Origin of the sequence: Mesorhizobium sp. M0227, assembly GCF_040321855.1 — a bacterium.
Taxonomy (GTDB): Bacteria; Pseudomonadota; Alphaproteobacteria; order Rhizobiales; family Rhizobiaceae; genus Mesorhizobium.
In genome coordinates, this window is sequence record NZ_JAMYSJ010000010.1 from 225,333 (window position 1) to 239,514 (window position 14,182).

11 protein-coding genes are annotated in these 14,182 nt (G+C 64.0%); 7 read left to right on the top strand and 4 right to left on the bottom strand.

Annotated features, from left to right (window positions below):
* Both NKJ00_RS16820 and NKJ00_RS16825 read right to left on the bottom strand, forming a co-directional pair.
* Window positions 1–1,482, bottom strand: coding sequence for an HAL/PAL/TAL family ammonia-lyase (locus tag NKJ00_RS16820; RefSeq protein WP_352630481.1), 1,482 nt, complete (start codon window positions 1,480–1,482; stop codon window positions 1–3).
* Entirely contained in the window at window positions 1,479–2,480 is a 1,002-nt protein-coding gene (locus NKJ00_RS16825) for an ornithine cyclodeaminase family protein (protein WP_352630483.1), read from the bottom strand. Before NKJ00_RS16825 ends, NKJ00_RS16820 begins: the two co-directional genes overlap by 4 nt.
* 137 nt (window positions 2,481–2,617) lie before the next feature.
* On the opposite strand from NKJ00_RS16825, the gene NKJ00_RS16830 reads away from it, so the two are divergent.
* From NKJ00_RS16830 to NKJ00_RS16860, 7 genes are all read left to right on the top strand, one after another.
* Window positions 2,618–4,051 (top strand): DHA2 family efflux MFS transporter permease subunit, encoded by a 1,434-nt coding sequence (locus tag NKJ00_RS16830; protein ID WP_352630486.1) that lies wholly within the window; start codon window positions 2,618–2,620, stop codon window positions 4,049–4,051.
* 271 nt (window positions 4,052–4,322) lie between these two features.
* Window positions 4,323–5,309 carry an ABC transporter permease gene (locus NKJ00_RS16835; protein WP_128303419.1) on the top strand — a complete coding sequence of 329 codons (987 nt, stop codon included), beginning with the start codon at window positions 4,323–4,325 and terminating at the stop codon, window positions 5,307–5,309.
* 60 nt (window positions 5,310–5,369) lie between these two features.
* The gene (locus tag NKJ00_RS16840; RefSeq protein ID WP_352612591.1) at window positions 5,370–6,395 is read left to right on the top strand and encodes a sugar ABC transporter substrate-binding protein; all 1,026 of its coding nucleotides are present in this window, start codon (window positions 5,370–5,372) and stop codon (window positions 6,393–6,395) included.
* 77 nt (window positions 6,396–6,472) lie between these two features.
* The gene (locus NKJ00_RS16845) at window positions 6,473–8,596 is read left to right on the top strand and encodes an ABC transporter permease (protein ID WP_352630488.1); all 2,124 of its coding nucleotides are present in this window, start codon (window positions 6,473–6,475) and stop codon (window positions 8,594–8,596) included.
* Window positions 8,593–9,648 (top strand): SMP-30/gluconolactonase/LRE family protein, encoded by a 1,056-nt coding sequence (locus NKJ00_RS16850; RefSeq protein WP_352630490.1) that lies wholly within the window; start codon window positions 8,593–8,595, stop codon window positions 9,646–9,648. The genes NKJ00_RS16845 and NKJ00_RS16850 overlap by 4 nt, the downstream gene beginning before the upstream one ends.
* Window positions 9,648–11,144, top strand: a complete 1,497-nt coding sequence (locus NKJ00_RS16855; RefSeq protein WP_352630492.1) for a sugar ABC transporter ATP-binding protein — start codon at window positions 9,648–9,650, stop codon at window positions 11,142–11,144. Before NKJ00_RS16850 ends, NKJ00_RS16855 begins: the two co-directional genes overlap by 1 nt.
* Window positions 11,145–11,528: 384 nt before the next feature.
* Entirely contained in the window at window positions 11,529–11,936 is a 408-nt protein-coding gene (locus NKJ00_RS16860; RefSeq protein WP_128303422.1) for a carboxymuconolactone decarboxylase family protein, read from the top strand.
* Window positions 11,937–11,940: 4 nt separating this feature from the next.
* Here the strand turns inward: NKJ00_RS16860 and NKJ00_RS16865 are convergent, their stop codons facing one another.
* Complete coding sequence (locus tag NKJ00_RS16865) at window positions 11,941–12,828, bottom strand: amidohydrolase family protein (RefSeq protein WP_164892900.1); 888 nt, start codon at window positions 12,826–12,828, stop codon at window positions 11,941–11,943.
* A complete protein-coding gene (locus tag NKJ00_RS16870; protein ID WP_128303424.1) occupies window positions 12,828–13,964 on the bottom strand; it encodes a vWA domain-containing protein in 1,137 nt (378 codons plus the stop codon). Before NKJ00_RS16870 ends, NKJ00_RS16865 begins: the two co-directional genes overlap by 1 nt.
* Window positions 13,965–14,182: the final 218 nt, after the last annotated feature.

Here is a 14,182-nt window from a genome sequence, read left to right on the forward strand (position 1 = left end):
TCAGGCCGGCCAATTTCCACCGGCGAGCGCGGCGTAGAGCGCCTCGGCGTCGATGCCGAGCGGCCGGTCCTCCTTCAGAGCAGGGACCAGCGCGCGGATCGCCGTGTGAATTGCGGCGGTGCGTGGCGCTGGCGTGAAACCGTCGCGCAGGTCGACCGCTTGTGCGGCCGCCATCAGCTCGAAAGCGATCAGGCGGCGCCATAGCGCGATCATCCCGGCGCATTTCGCAACCGCCAGAGGTGTCTGCGTGGCGTGATCCTCGACGCCCTCCGAAACCGGAAGAAAGTCGAGCATCACCGGATTGGCCTTGTGGCGGATGGCGGCCAGGATCGAGGTCACTGTCTTCTGTAGCGGCACGAAGCCGGCCGAGGCGCCGCCGACCGGCGACAGATATTTCGGCAGGCCATTGCGGCCCGAACCGGTGAGCTGGATGAAGCGCGCGGCACTGGCCGCGGCACATTGGGCGATCGCCAGGCCGAGCGTCTCAAAGGCGAGCGCCAGTGCGGCGGTGTGGAAATTGCCGGTCGACAGCACCAGCTCATCATCGCCCAGCACCAGCGGGTTGTCGGCGGCGGCGTTGAGTTCGATCTCGACAGCCTGTCTCGCCTGACCGATCGCCTCGATCAGCGCGCCATGGATCGACGGCATGCAGCGGATCGACAGCGGGTCCTGCAAGGTGGTCGGCACCAGCGCCTCGTCGCGGACGAGCAGATCGTGCAGCACCTTGGCTGCTTCCTGCTGGCCGGCCGCCGGGCGCGCCATATGCAGGCGCGGATCGAGGATGGTGCGGTTGGCACCAAAACCTTCCATGGTCAGCGCCCCGGCCTGCTGTTGCTGGGCAAGGGCCGACAGCGCATCCGTCACCGCAAGCGCGCCGCTGCCGGCGGATACCGCCGAAGCGTTGATCAGCGACAGCCCGTCCTTGGGCGCCAGGCTGATAGGGGCGAGGCGCGCCATCATCAACGCCTTGGCTGCCGGCATGCGACGGCCCTGATAGTCGGCTTCGCCTTCGCCGGTGAGCATGCGGGCGAGTGCCGTCATCAGCACCAGGTCGCCGGCGCCGATGGAGCCGAGCGACGGCATGACGGGATGGACGCCGGCATTGAGCGCGTCGACCAAAGCGACGAAGACGAAGGGCGAAAGGCCGGAGCCGCCAACCGACAGCATCGCGGCGCGGGCAAGCATAGTAGCGCGCACGGCTTCAACCGGCAGCACCTCGCCGACGGCGCCGCTGCGTCCTTCAAGCAACTGGCGCTGGAAGGCGCCGGCGTCGCCGTCGACAGCAGTGCCGAGATTGGCGCCGAGTCCGGTGTTCAGGCCATAGATCTGCTGGCCGGACGCGGCGGTCTGGTCGAGCACTTTTCGTGCCTTCTCCAGCCTGCCGGTGATTTCGGGTCCGATCTCCACCTTGCGCCCATCGCGGGCGACCGCAGCGACATCGCTAACGCCGACGCCGGTTCCGGAGAGGACGAGCGCGGTCATGCGAAGCGCAGCCTCTGGCCGATGCCTTGCACCTGCGCCTTGGCCAGCATCGCCTTGCCCAACGCGATGTCGGACAGTGACAGACCACGGTGCCAGAACAGGATCGTTTCGTCGTCGCTTTCTCGCCCGACTTTCAGACCGGCGGCGATCTGGCCGAGTTCGGCATGCAGCGTCTTCTCGCTCAGCCGCCCGGTCTCGACATGGGCGCGCAGCGAGCCGAACTTGCCGCCCTTGCACTGGCCCCAATCGTCGACGACCATTTTCTGCATGATGTCGGTCAACGACAGTTCCACCGCGCTCATTGTGCCGTAGGGCACGACCAGCGCGCCGGGCTTGATCCATTCGGTCTTCAGCAATGACTGCGGCTCCGGCAGCCGCGAGGCCTCGACGACGATGTCGGCGCCCTCGATGCAGCTCTTCCAGTCGGCCACCGCAGTCACCGTCTTGCCGAGATCGGCGGACAGTCTGGCGGCAAAACCGTCGCGGCTTTCTGGGCGGCGCGAATGGACGCGGATCTCTTCGAAATCGAAGAGATGGTCGAGCAGGCGCACATTCCAGTAGGCGGTGCCGCGCGCGCCGATATGGGCCAGCACTTTGGAATTCTTTCGCGCCAGATGCCTGGCGCCGATGGCGGTGACGGCGCCGGTGCGCATGTCGGTGATGACGGTGGCGTCGAGGATGGCGCGCGGCGCGCCGGTGCGTGGGTCGAACAAATTGAGGATGCCGAATTCGGAAGGCAGGCCATGCAGGTAATTGTCGACATAGTCGCCGACGATTTTCACGCCCGCCGTGTCGAGCGGCGCGACGTAGCCACGCAAGACATTGAAATGACCGTGGAAGGACGGGTCCGGTTCGAGATGGACGCGCGGCTCGATCACCGTCTGGCCGTTGCCTTGCGCCACCAGGCCAGCCTCGACGGCGGCAATGATTTCGCCATCGGTCATGGCAAGGGCGTCGATGTCGAGGGCATTGAGGTAGTCGATATAGATGGGCTTCATGTTACGCGGACACTTTCCTCGGCCACCCCGTCCATCCCATAGCAGGCCATGGCGCGACCCGAAAGTTTCGCGACACGAAAGTTTGTTGTGCTATCTCTGGACGCGGCCGGCCAAATGCTGTTCAAACCGGTTCCGTCATGACTGCCATTCCCGATACCGAAATCTTACCCGAAACGGCCACCAATGCGCGGCGCGTGGCGCTGATCGTCGCCATCGCCTTCTTCATGCAGTTGCTGGATTCGACGATCATCTCGACCTCGCTGCCGCAGATGGGCGCGTCCTTCGGCGTGTCGCCGGTGGCAATGAGCATCGGCATCACCGTATACATGCTGACCATGGCGGTGTTCGTGCCGCTGTCGGGCTGGCTCGCCGACCGGTTCGGGGCGCGAAACATCTTCCTGCTGGCGATCGTCCTGTTCACCCTGGCTTCGCTCGCCTGCGGCCTCTCGCAAACCCTGACCCAGTTTGTCGCCGCCCGTGTCGTGCAAGGGCTCGGCAGCGCGCTGATGACGCCGGTCGGGCGGATTCTCGTCCTGCGCAATGCGTCGAAATCCGAATTGCTCAACGCCACGGCGCTGATCACCTGGCCAGCACTGTTTGCGCCGGTGGTCGGGCCGGTGCTCGGCGGCTTCATCACCACCTATCTGTCCTGGCACTGGAATTTCTTCATCAACATCCCGCTCGGCGTGATCGGGCTGTCGCTGGTCGCCCGCTTCATTCCGGGCGACCGTGAGGCTGACCCCAAGCCGCTCGACTGGCCGGGTTTTTTCCTGACATCGGCCGGACTTGCCCTGCTGCTCTATGGCCTTGAACGCATTGCCCATCCGGAGGACGGCGTGCTGCCGACAGCGCTGCTGATCGTTGCCGGCATCGTCATAGGCTGGCTGGCGGTACGGCATCTCCGGCGGGCGCCGCATCCGCTGCTCGATCTCTCCTCGTTCAAGGTGCTGACCTTCGCCATCTCGACATTGGCCGCCGGCACCATTTTCCGGGTGGCGATCAACGCCACGCCGTTCCTGCTGCCACTGCTGTTCCAGGTCGGCTTTGGCCTCTCGCCCGTCGATGCCGGCTTGATGATCCTGGCCTATTTCCTCGGCAATCTTGGCATGAAGACGGTGACGACGCCAACGCTGCGGCGTTTCGGTTTCCGCTCGGTGATGGTCGTCAACGGCATCATCGCCTCGGTCTCGATCATGGCTTGCGGGGCGGTCTCGCCGCAGACGCCACAGGCGCTGGTGGTGGCGCTGATGCTGATTGCCGGCCTGACGCGCTCGATGCAGTTCACCGCGCTCAACACACTGGCCTTCGCCGACATCGATGCGGCGCAACGAAGCTCGGCGGCGACCCTGTCCTCGATGCTGCAGCAGGTGGCGATGCTGTTCGGCGTCGCGGTGGCGGCGGCGATCCTCAATTTGTCGCAGATCGTCAGGGATCGCCCCGCTCTCGACCTTGTGGGTTTTCGAATCGCCTTCCTGGCGATCGGCGCCATCGGGCTGGTGGCGGCGTTGCGTTTTCTCGTGCTGCCGCCAAGTGCGGGCGCGGAGGTTTCCGGCCACTCGCCGGGAAATTGAGACCGATTTTTTCCGCCTGATGCGGAGATAAATTCCGTCTCGTCCTTTCGCCGTAGTGCAGCGCTTTCGCGAGCGGCCGCAATGGCGCAACCAATTGCCAAAAGTGCAGGCCTTTCCATGCATTGCGCCAGCTTCGGCAATCGACGCGTCCACTCGGTGAATATCGCTGCCGGCCTGGGTTCCGAGCGCGGATTCATTTGACGAACCGGCGTTGGGCCGATTAGCGTTCTTTCCCAGGGATGGCAGCGCTGCCATCGGGGCAAACGCAGACATGAACACGATCGGCTGGCCGAATTTCAGGAGCCTGAATCAGGAAGGCATTGTCTTTGCCATCGCGGTGGTGCTGTTCGTTGCAGCGGCCATCGGCCTGCCGGGCTTCATCGACCCCAACAACCTTGTCGCCATTGTCCGCTCGGTGTCGGTGCTCGGCATTCTGGCCCTTGGCATGGCTGTCGTCATCATCGGCCGCGGCATCGACCTCTCCGCCGTCGCGATCATGGCGATGTCTGTCGCCTGGTATCTGCAACTTCTGAATTCGGGGACGCCGGACGGGCTGGCCTTCGCCTATGTGCTGGCTGGTGTGCTGGCCATCGGCCTGCTCAATGGCTTTCTCGTCGCCTATGCCGACGTGCCGGCGATCTTCGTGACGCTGGCGACAGGCTCCTTCGTCTTCGGCTATGTGCGCTCGCAACTGATCACGCAGGATGCCGTGCCGGTGCCGCAGGGCCATTGGGTCGAGCTGCTCGGCGGCCTGCGCTTCCTCGATGTTCCCATCGAGGTGTTCGTCTTCGCCGGCCTGGCATTCCTGTTCTTCCTGTTCCTGCGCTACACCAAATGGGGACGCTACATCTATTTCGCCGGCGACAATCCGGTGGCGGCGCGCAACATCGGCATTCCGGTGCGGCCGATGCTGGTGCTGCGCTATGTGCTTTCCGCCCTGGTCGCACTGGTCGCCGGCCTGCTGACGGCGGCGAGCCTGCATTCGATCAACACCCGGGTCGTCAACTCAACGCTGCTCTACGATATCGTGCTGGTGGCGGTGATCGGCGGCATCGGCCTGTCCGGCGGGCGCGGCGGGGTGCGCAACGTGCTGGTCGGTGCGGCACTGATCGGCATCCTGCTCAACGCCATGACCATCATCGACATTCCGCTGCTCTACCAGAACCTGATCAAGGCAGCGATCCTGCTCGGCGCCATCATCGTCGACGGCATCATCAATCCACGTGACGAGCAGACCGCCCAGCAAGGCGATATCTAAACCTACCGCGGACGGTTGGGGCCGGCCGTGAACAGCAACAGCAAAAATAGAGGATCTGACATGAAACTGATCAAGACACTTATGGCCGCCGCCACGGCGCTTGCCGTTACCACTTTCGTGGCGCCAACCTTTGCCGCCGATGATCCCGGCCCGGCCGCCTATGCGCAGGCGCTCAAGGGCAAGCGCGTCATGCTGGTGCCGCTGGCGATGGGCTTCGACCTGGCGCAGGGTTGGTCGCATTACCTGAAGACAGAAGTCGAGGCCTGGGGCGGCGTATTCGAGACGCGTGACCCGAACTGGGTCGTCGATGCCGGCGCGCAGGCGATCACCGACGCCATCTCGTCGGACACCAGGCCGGACGTGCTGATCATCCATGCGCCGGACCTCAACTCCTATTCCAAGCTGATGAAGAAGGCGCAGGCCGCGGGCACCTACGTGATACTGGTCGACAATCCGGCGAACTTCCCGGCTGATGCCTTTGTCGGCAGCGACTGGGACCGGCTCGGCCAGCTCGAGGCCGAAGCGGCGATCAAGGGCTGCGGCCCGAACTCGTCAAAGAAGATCGGCCTTGTGCAGGGTGACCAGGCCAACTCCTCCAGCCTCTATCAGTATGCCGGCATCATGAAGGTGCTGGACAAGAATCCCGACTTCAAGGTGGTGGCAAAGCCCGATTCAAACTGGGATGCGACGACCTCGCGCAACGTGACGACGACGATGCTGCAGCAGAACCCGGACATCTGCGCCATCATCGATTTCTGGGATGGTGACGCCACCGGCGCTTCCGCCGCGATCCGCGACGCCAAGCTCGACGGCAAGGTGTTCCTAGTCACCACGGGCGGCGGCGAAAAGGCGGCCGATTGCGACAAGCTGCAGGACGGCACCTATGGCGCCGTGGTGATGACCGATCTTGCTCGCCAGTCGGGCGACATGAACGCGATCATCAAGTTCCTGCTGCAGAGCGGCCAGCCGGCCGGCACCTCGCACACCTACATCTACACGCTGGAAAAGGCGACGACCAAGGCCGACCTGAAGCCCGACAGCTGCTGGGACCTGAAGGCGCTGCAGGCGCAAGCGGCTGCGAAATAAGCCGATCCTTGCCAACACCGATCAACGAGGTGGCCGGATTGCCCGGCCACCTCTTTCTCATGGAATAGCAGCTGCCGATGTCCTTTCGCGAACGCCTCCAGTCCTGGCGCTACAATCTCGTGCCCGACCACGTCGTCGGCGAGATCCTGACCAAACGCTGGACCGACAACGCCATTCCGTTCCTGGCGCTGGTGGCGACGCTGGCAACCTTCGGCTCGATCATCCCGGGCTTCTTCAAGCTGACCGCGCTGCAGGAATCGACCCGGCAGCTCGGCGAGTTCTCGATGGTGGTCACCGGCATGACGGTGGTGATGCTGGGCGGCGGCATCGACCTGTCGGTCGGCTCGATCTTCGCGCTATCCTGCTTTTCCGCTGTCTATGTCTTCTTTATCCTCGAACAGTCGATCTGGCTGGCACTGGCCGCTTCGCTCGCCACCGGCCTCATCTTCGGCGCCATCAACGGCTATCTCGTCGGCTATCTCAGGCTGCGCGCCTTTCTCACCACGCTGGTCACCTTCATCTTCGGACGGGCACTGTTCGACATCCTGGTCACCACCTATGCCGCAGATGTGCAGCTCTCGACAGCCACATCGGATGTGCTCGACTTCATCGGCGACAGCACGTTCTGGGGGCTGTCGGTCTCGGTCTGGCTGGCGATCATCCTGGCCATCGTCACCCATATCGCGCTGACGCGCTCGCGGCCGGGCTGGCACGTGCTGGCGGTCGGCGGCTCCAGGCGCTCGGCGCACAATGCCGGCATCCGCGTGCGCCGCACGGTGTTCATGACCTATGTCTTCTCGGGCTTCTGCGCCTCGATCGGAGGCTTCCTTATCGCCTGCCGCCTAAGCGGGGCAGGGCCGGGCACCGGCCTCAACCTCGAGATCATGGTACTGACGGCGGCGGTGGTCGGCGGCGTCAGCCTCGGCGGCGGGCGCGGCTCGGTGATCAAGGGGCTGATGGGCGCGATCATCGTGCTGACCATGACCAACGGGCTGATCCGGCTGGGCTACGGCACCGGCACCAACCAGATGGTGCTGGGCATCATGCTGGCGGTGGCGGTGACCATCGACATCCGCTGGCTGAAGAACCGCCACAAGGTGCTGAACGAGGTCTATGTCGCGCCTGTCTATCTCAAGATGGGCGTGACACAGTCGGCCGCACCCGGCTCAGGCACACCCTACGAGCTCGACAACAGGCTGTCGGCCGCCGACCATATCGGGCTTGGCGAGCTGGAAGGGCCGGAAGACGTCATCCTCGACCGCGACGACAACCTCTATTGCGGCACGCGCCACGGCGAGATCGTCCGCTTCTTCGCGCCGGATTATGTCAGGTCGGAAGTGTTTGCCCACATCGGCGGCTTTCCGCTGGGCCTCGCCTTCGACAAATCGGGCAATCTGATCAGCTGCGTCGGCGCCATGGGCCTCTATTCGGTCTCGCCGGATCGGGAGGTCAAACGCCTGTCAGCGGAGACATCGCGTTCGTGGACCTCGATCGTCGACGATGCGCGGCTGCGCGACCCCAACGACTGCGACATCGCACCCGATGGCCGCATCTATTTCACCGACTCGACCAAGCGCTATGACGCGCATGACTGGGCGCTGGACTCGATCGAGAACCGCGCCACCGGCCGGCTGCTGGTCTACGACCCGAAGGACGGTTCGACGAAGACGCTGCTCGACGGCTACCGCTACACCAATGGTGTGTGCATGGCGCATGACGGCAAGTCGCTGTTCTTCGCCGAAAGCTGGGCCTGCCGCGTGCATCGCTACTGGCTGGAAGGGCCGAAGGCCGGCACCGCCGAATGCGTTATCCGCGACATGCCGGGCTATCCCGACAACATCAACCGCGCCTCCGACGGCAATTACTGGATGGCGTGGCTGGGCATGCGCACGCCGAGCTTCGACCTGTCGTTGCGGCACCCCGATATGCGCAAGCGCATGACGCGCCGGCTGCCGCAGGATGAATGGCTGTTCCCCAACATCAACACCGGCGGCGTGGTGAAATTCAACGAGACCGGCGGCATCGTCGAGGCGATGGGCGACCTCACCGGCGACGCGCATCCGATGGTCACCTCGATGCGCGAGCACAAGGGATATCTGTTCGTCGGCGGCATCCTCAACAACCGCATCGGCCGCTACAAGATTTCAGGCGCAGACCCGAACTGGACCAGCCCCGCTTCCTATTGGGGAACAAAGCCATGATCCTCGATCCTGTGCTGGACCTGTTTCGCGGCAAGGCGGTGACCATCCCGCCGCTCGATGGCGCTTTCCGACCCAACACATTGCTGGATGACGCGCCGGCTTTTACTGAGCTGACCGAGCCGGACAATCTGCTGGTTGCCGATGGCAGGCTGCTGGCCTCCAGCGGCAACGCAATCTATTCGATTGCTGCCGGAACCGAGCCCAGGGTTGTCGAAACCTTTCCGTCTCCGGTCACGGCGCTGGCGCTGGCGCTGTCGCCATCGGGCGAACTGACGGTGGGGCTGGAAAGCGGCAAGCTGCTGATATCAGGCAAGGAGGTTTCGCTGCCGGCCGAGATCCGCTGCATAACCGCGCTTGCCTACGCGGATGACGGCACGCTGTGGCTGGCCAACGGCTCGGTCGAGCATGCTCCATCGCAATGGGCCGCCGATCTGATGAACAAGGGGGCTTCCGGTTCGCTCTGGAAGCGAGACGCAGCAGGCGGTGATTTCCGCAAGGTCGCCGGTGACATTGCCTTTCCCTATGGGCTGCATCCTGCAGGCAGGGATGTGCTGGTCAGCGAAAGCTGGCGTCACCAGCTCATCCGTTTCGACGGCGCGACTGGTAACCGCTCGACGGTGCTGACGCATCTGCCGGGCTATCCGGCACGGCTGTCGTCCTCCGCCGGTGGCGGCGCCTGGCTGACCCTGTTTGCGCCGCGCAACCGGCTGATCGAATTCGTGCTGCAGGAAACGCACTACCGCCAGGACATGCTGAACCAGGTGCTGCCGGCCTACTGGATCGCGCCTGCACTGGCCTCCAGCCGCAGCTTCCTCGAGCCGCTGCAATGCGGCGGCATCCGCACCATGGGCATCCACAAGCCATGGTCGCCGAGCCGCTCCTACGGGCTGGTGGTCAGGCTCGACCAGAAGATGCAGCCGCAATTCAGCCTGCACAGCCGCGCCAACGGCACGCGCCACGGCATCTGCAGTGTTGCGGAAAAAGACGGCCTTCTGTTCGTCGCCTCCAAAGGGGGCGACTGCATCCTTTCCGTCGCCACGGGAGGTTTCTGATGGAACCGATCGTCCGTCTGGAGAATGTCACCAAGAACTACCGCGGCGTGCCCGCGGTGAAGAATGTCAGCTTCGACCTGCGCAAGGGTGAGATCCATGCGCTGCTCGGCGAAAATGGCGCGGGAAAATCGACGCTGACCAAGATCATCGCCGGCGTGGTCGATGCCACCTCAGGCAAGATGTTCCACAAGGGCCGGGAGATCGCCTACGCTTCGCCGCATGCGGCCCTCGAGGCCGGCGTCGCAATGGTGTTCCAGGAGACCAGCCTGGTCCCATCGATGACGGTCGCGCAGAACCTCTATCTCGGCACCGAAAAGTTCCTCAACCGGCTGCGCGGCACCTACATCTCCGCGCAGCAGTTCCTGCAATCGCTGAATTTTCCAGTCGACCCGAACGCGATGGTGGCGACGCTGGGTGCTGCCAAGCGGCAGATGGTCGAGATCGCGCGCGCGGTGCACCACAATGCCGAGATCATCATCTTCGACGAGCCGACGGCGACGCTGACGCCAGAAGAAAAGCGGCACTTCTTCGCGTTGATCCGGCGGCTGAAGGCGAGCGGCGTGTCGATCGTCTTCATCAGCCACGCGCTGGAAGAGGCGCTCGATATTGCCGACCGCATCACCATTCTGCGCGACGGCGAGCTGGTCATCACCGACGACACGTCCGCCTTCGACCGCGACAGGATCGTTTCCGCCATGGTCGGGCGCACTTTATCGGGGGAGATCTACCGCCAGCGCGACGAAGCAAAACTGCGCAAGGCCGGCAAGAAAGTGCTGTCGGTGCAGGACATTTCGATGAGCAATGTCGTGCGCAACACGTCCTTCTCGATCTTCGAGGGCCAGATCACCGGCGTGTTCGGGCTGATCGGCTCGGGCCGCACCGAGACCTTCAAGATCGTCTCCGGCATCTACAAGCGCGATTTTCTGCGCGGCGGCGCCATCGAGCTGGACGACAAGCCAGTGCGCTATCTCGTGCCGAGCGAAGCGGTGGCCGACGGCATCGTCTATGTCACCGAGGACCGCAAGAGCGAGGGTATTTTCGAGACGATGGGCATTGCCGAGAACCTGTTCGGCGGGCTTTTGGCGGCAGGCCGCGAAAAGGCCTGGGTGATCAACGCGCAAGAGATGCGCGTGCTGTCGGCGGAATGGACGAAGACGCTGAACATCAAGGCGATCAACGACAATGCGCGTGTGGTGGAACTGTCAGGCGGCAACCAGCAGAAGGTGGTGATCGGCAAGGGGCTGGTGCAGCAGCCGCGCATCGTCATCTTCGACGAGCCGACGCGCGGCGTCGATGTCGGCGCGATCGCCGAGATCCACCAGATCATCAACCGGCTGGCGGACGAGGGCCTGGCCGTCGTCGTCATATCGTCCTACCTGCCGGAGATCATGAACCTGTCCGACCGCATCCTGGTCTGCCGTCAGGGCCGTATCGTCGAGGAGTTTTCGCCGGCCGAGGCCACGGAGGAGAAGATCATGTACGCTGCGGTGCATTAGGGTTCTGGCCGGTGCGTACGTCGATAATTGGCGCGCACGTCCATCCCTTCGTCATCCACGGGCGAAGCAAGGAGCGTAGCGACGCGGCGCAGACCCCTGGAGCTGCTCCGCAGCCCAAGGGATCCATGCCGGGACTCCATGGCGCTGCTGCGGTGCAGAATTCTGCTCCGCTGCACTCTTCGGCTAAGGTCACGGAATGGATCCCAGGGTCTCCGCGACGGCGCTTCGCGCCTGCTTCGCCCGTGGATGACGAAGTTTAGGTGCCTCGGCTAATCTTCAACGCTATTGCGGGCAAAAACTGAGTCAAAGAAGCTGGTTAGCCGCCTTTGCTCGAAACTTGATTCAACGAACCAGTTCATCGATCGAAGCGAAAGGACCACCACCATGGCCACCACAAGACTCCTGACCGATGCCGAGGTCGAAAAGATCCCCGCCGTAAAAGCCGTGTTCGACGACATCCGTGCGACGCGCAAATCCGATTTCGTCAACAATTTCTGGCGCGGTCTGGCCAATGATCCTCCTTCGCTGAAGCGGATCTGGGAACAGTTGAAGGTGGTGATGGTGGCCGACAGCGCCATCGATCCGCTGACAAAGGAGATGATCTACATCGCTGTCTCGACCGCCAATGGCTGCTCTTACTGCGTCCACTCGCACACGGCGGCGGCCCGCGCCAAAGGCATGACCGATGCGCAGCATGGCGAGCTGGTGTCGATCATCGGATTGGCTGGGCAGACCAACCATCTGGTGACGGCGATGCAGATCCCGGTCGATCCACAGTTTGAGGTGAAGTGAAGCGTCACACCGGCCGGTAAACCTTCTCCGCCGTGTTCCAGAAAATATCCGCCTCCGCCGCCGCACCATGCCTGGCCACCGCATCGCGGTGCGCCCTGATCAGCTCGGCGTGGCTGGTCCACAGCTTCTCGATCGGGAAGTTCGAGCCGAACATCAGATGGTCGGCGCCGAGGATGTCGATCGCGTTGTCGACGATATAGGCGATCAGCGCCGGGTCGTTGCGGTGGACGAAGGTGCCGAGGCCGGACAGCTTGGCGTAGAAATTGGGCGCCGCCGACAGCGTGCGCAGGCCTTCTTTCCAGGCTTCGGTGGTGTCCGGTTCCATGCCGGTCAGCATGCCGGCATGGGTGAGGATGAAATTCGTTTCGGGGTTCTCGCCGACCAGCGTCAGCCCGTCCTTCATCTGGGCGGGGAAAAGCTGCAGGTCGAAGGACAGGCCATAGTCCTTGAGCCGCGCCACATTGGCGCGCACCTTCGGGTCGATCACCTGGTCGGCCGAGGCGGCGAAACGGAAGGCCGGTGTCTCGTGCCAATGCAGCTGCATGCGCACGCCGCGCAGCAGCGGATATTTCTTCAAGCGATCGATCTGGGGCCTGATATCGTCGACGGTCATGTCGGTGTAGCCGACGATGGCATGCGGCCAGCCGGTTTCGTCGGATGTCTTCTGCAGGAAGGCGACTTCCTTCTCGAAATCCTCCTTGGCCCAGTTGGTCTGGACATAGACGGCCTTCTCGACGCCCGACCCCTTCTGGTCTTCGAGAAACTCCTCGATCGGATAGTCGCGGCGGATCGGCTCGTAGGGACCAAAAATACGCGGCACCATCGGCCCGACCAGCCAGGGCTGGTCCTTTTGGCGCCAGATGTGGAAATGCGCGTCGATGGTTTTCTGCATCATGAAACCCTCCTCCAGATTGTCGCCGCCGCCGGAGCAGGGCGGGCGAGCGACAGGATGAAATCGGTGAGGCCTTTCACCGACGAGCCGTCGACGAGGTCGTCCAGCACCGGCAGGATGGCGCGCAGTGCCGCCGTTGCCGGCCGGAAGCGCGGATCGCCGGCCAAGGGTGTGGCCAGCGACAGTCGGAAAGCGCGGGCGCTCAGCCGTCGCATGGCTGTCTCCAACTCGCCATGATCGCCGCGCTCCAGCGCGTCGGACAGGATCACGACCGTGGCACCGCGTGCAAACGACGAGAAGCGCGGCACCGAGAGGAAGGCGAGCAGCGTCGGCCCCATGCGGGTGCCGCCGTCCCAATCGTCAACCTGCGCGGCCGCGCGCGCCAATGCCTGATCGCGGTCGCGGATGCGCAATGCCGTGGTGATGCGGGTCAGCCGCGTGCCGAAGGTGAAGATCTCGGCGCGGTCCGCGCCTTGCACGGCGGCATGCGCCAGCTTGAGGTAATCCGACGTGTGCAGCTTCATCGAGCCGGACACGTCGATCAGCAGCAGCAGCTTTCGGGGGACGGTCTGGCGGCGGCGCAGCAGCGGCGAGGGCACGTCGCCATCGGCGCTGACGATTTCCCGCAGCGACCGGCGCAGATCGAGCTTGCCGCGCGAATGCGTGCGTACGGTGCGGAAGGAGCGGCGGGCGGGCAAGGCTGAAGCGAGTTTGCGGCGGAAAGCGGCAAGGCGGTCATCGTCACGCTGGAAGTCGCGGCTGCTCAACTGCTCCAGTGCCGAGGACAGCTCGCCGCCCTCTTGGGTTTGTTCGGCTTCGATCCGTTCGTCGTCGGCGCCGCCATCATCCTTGATGCGGGTTTCCTCGTCGGCGTCGCCTTCCACCACGGCGGATGTGTTGCCATAAAAGTGGCTCTGGAAATGCGCTTCGAATTCGTCGTGGCGGTCGGGCGGCGGCGCCAGCGTCGCGAGCGCCGCCTCGCGGATGTCTGCCATCGAGCGCGGCCCGAGCAATGTCACGGCCTGCATGAAGCTGGAGACCTGCTCGGGCGCTATGGCGAAGCCATAGCGGCGCAGCAACCGGGCGAAGCTGAGCAAGGGCGCTGCCGCGCGGGGTAAGCTTGTTTCCCGCATCATTGCGTGGCGCCCCCCTCTGTCCTGCCGGACATCTCCCCCGCAAGGGGGGAGATCAGCAGCTTCGATGCTTCGCTCCGTTCTGCGACGCTGGAGATTGTCGAAAGCCGGAATGACAGCCAATCTCCCCCCTTGAGGGCCCGTTGCGTTATTAAGTTATAGGGGCAAGGAGGGAGGGTCGGGCCAATGTGGGGTGCCTTGCGGCTCGGGTTTGAGGCCGG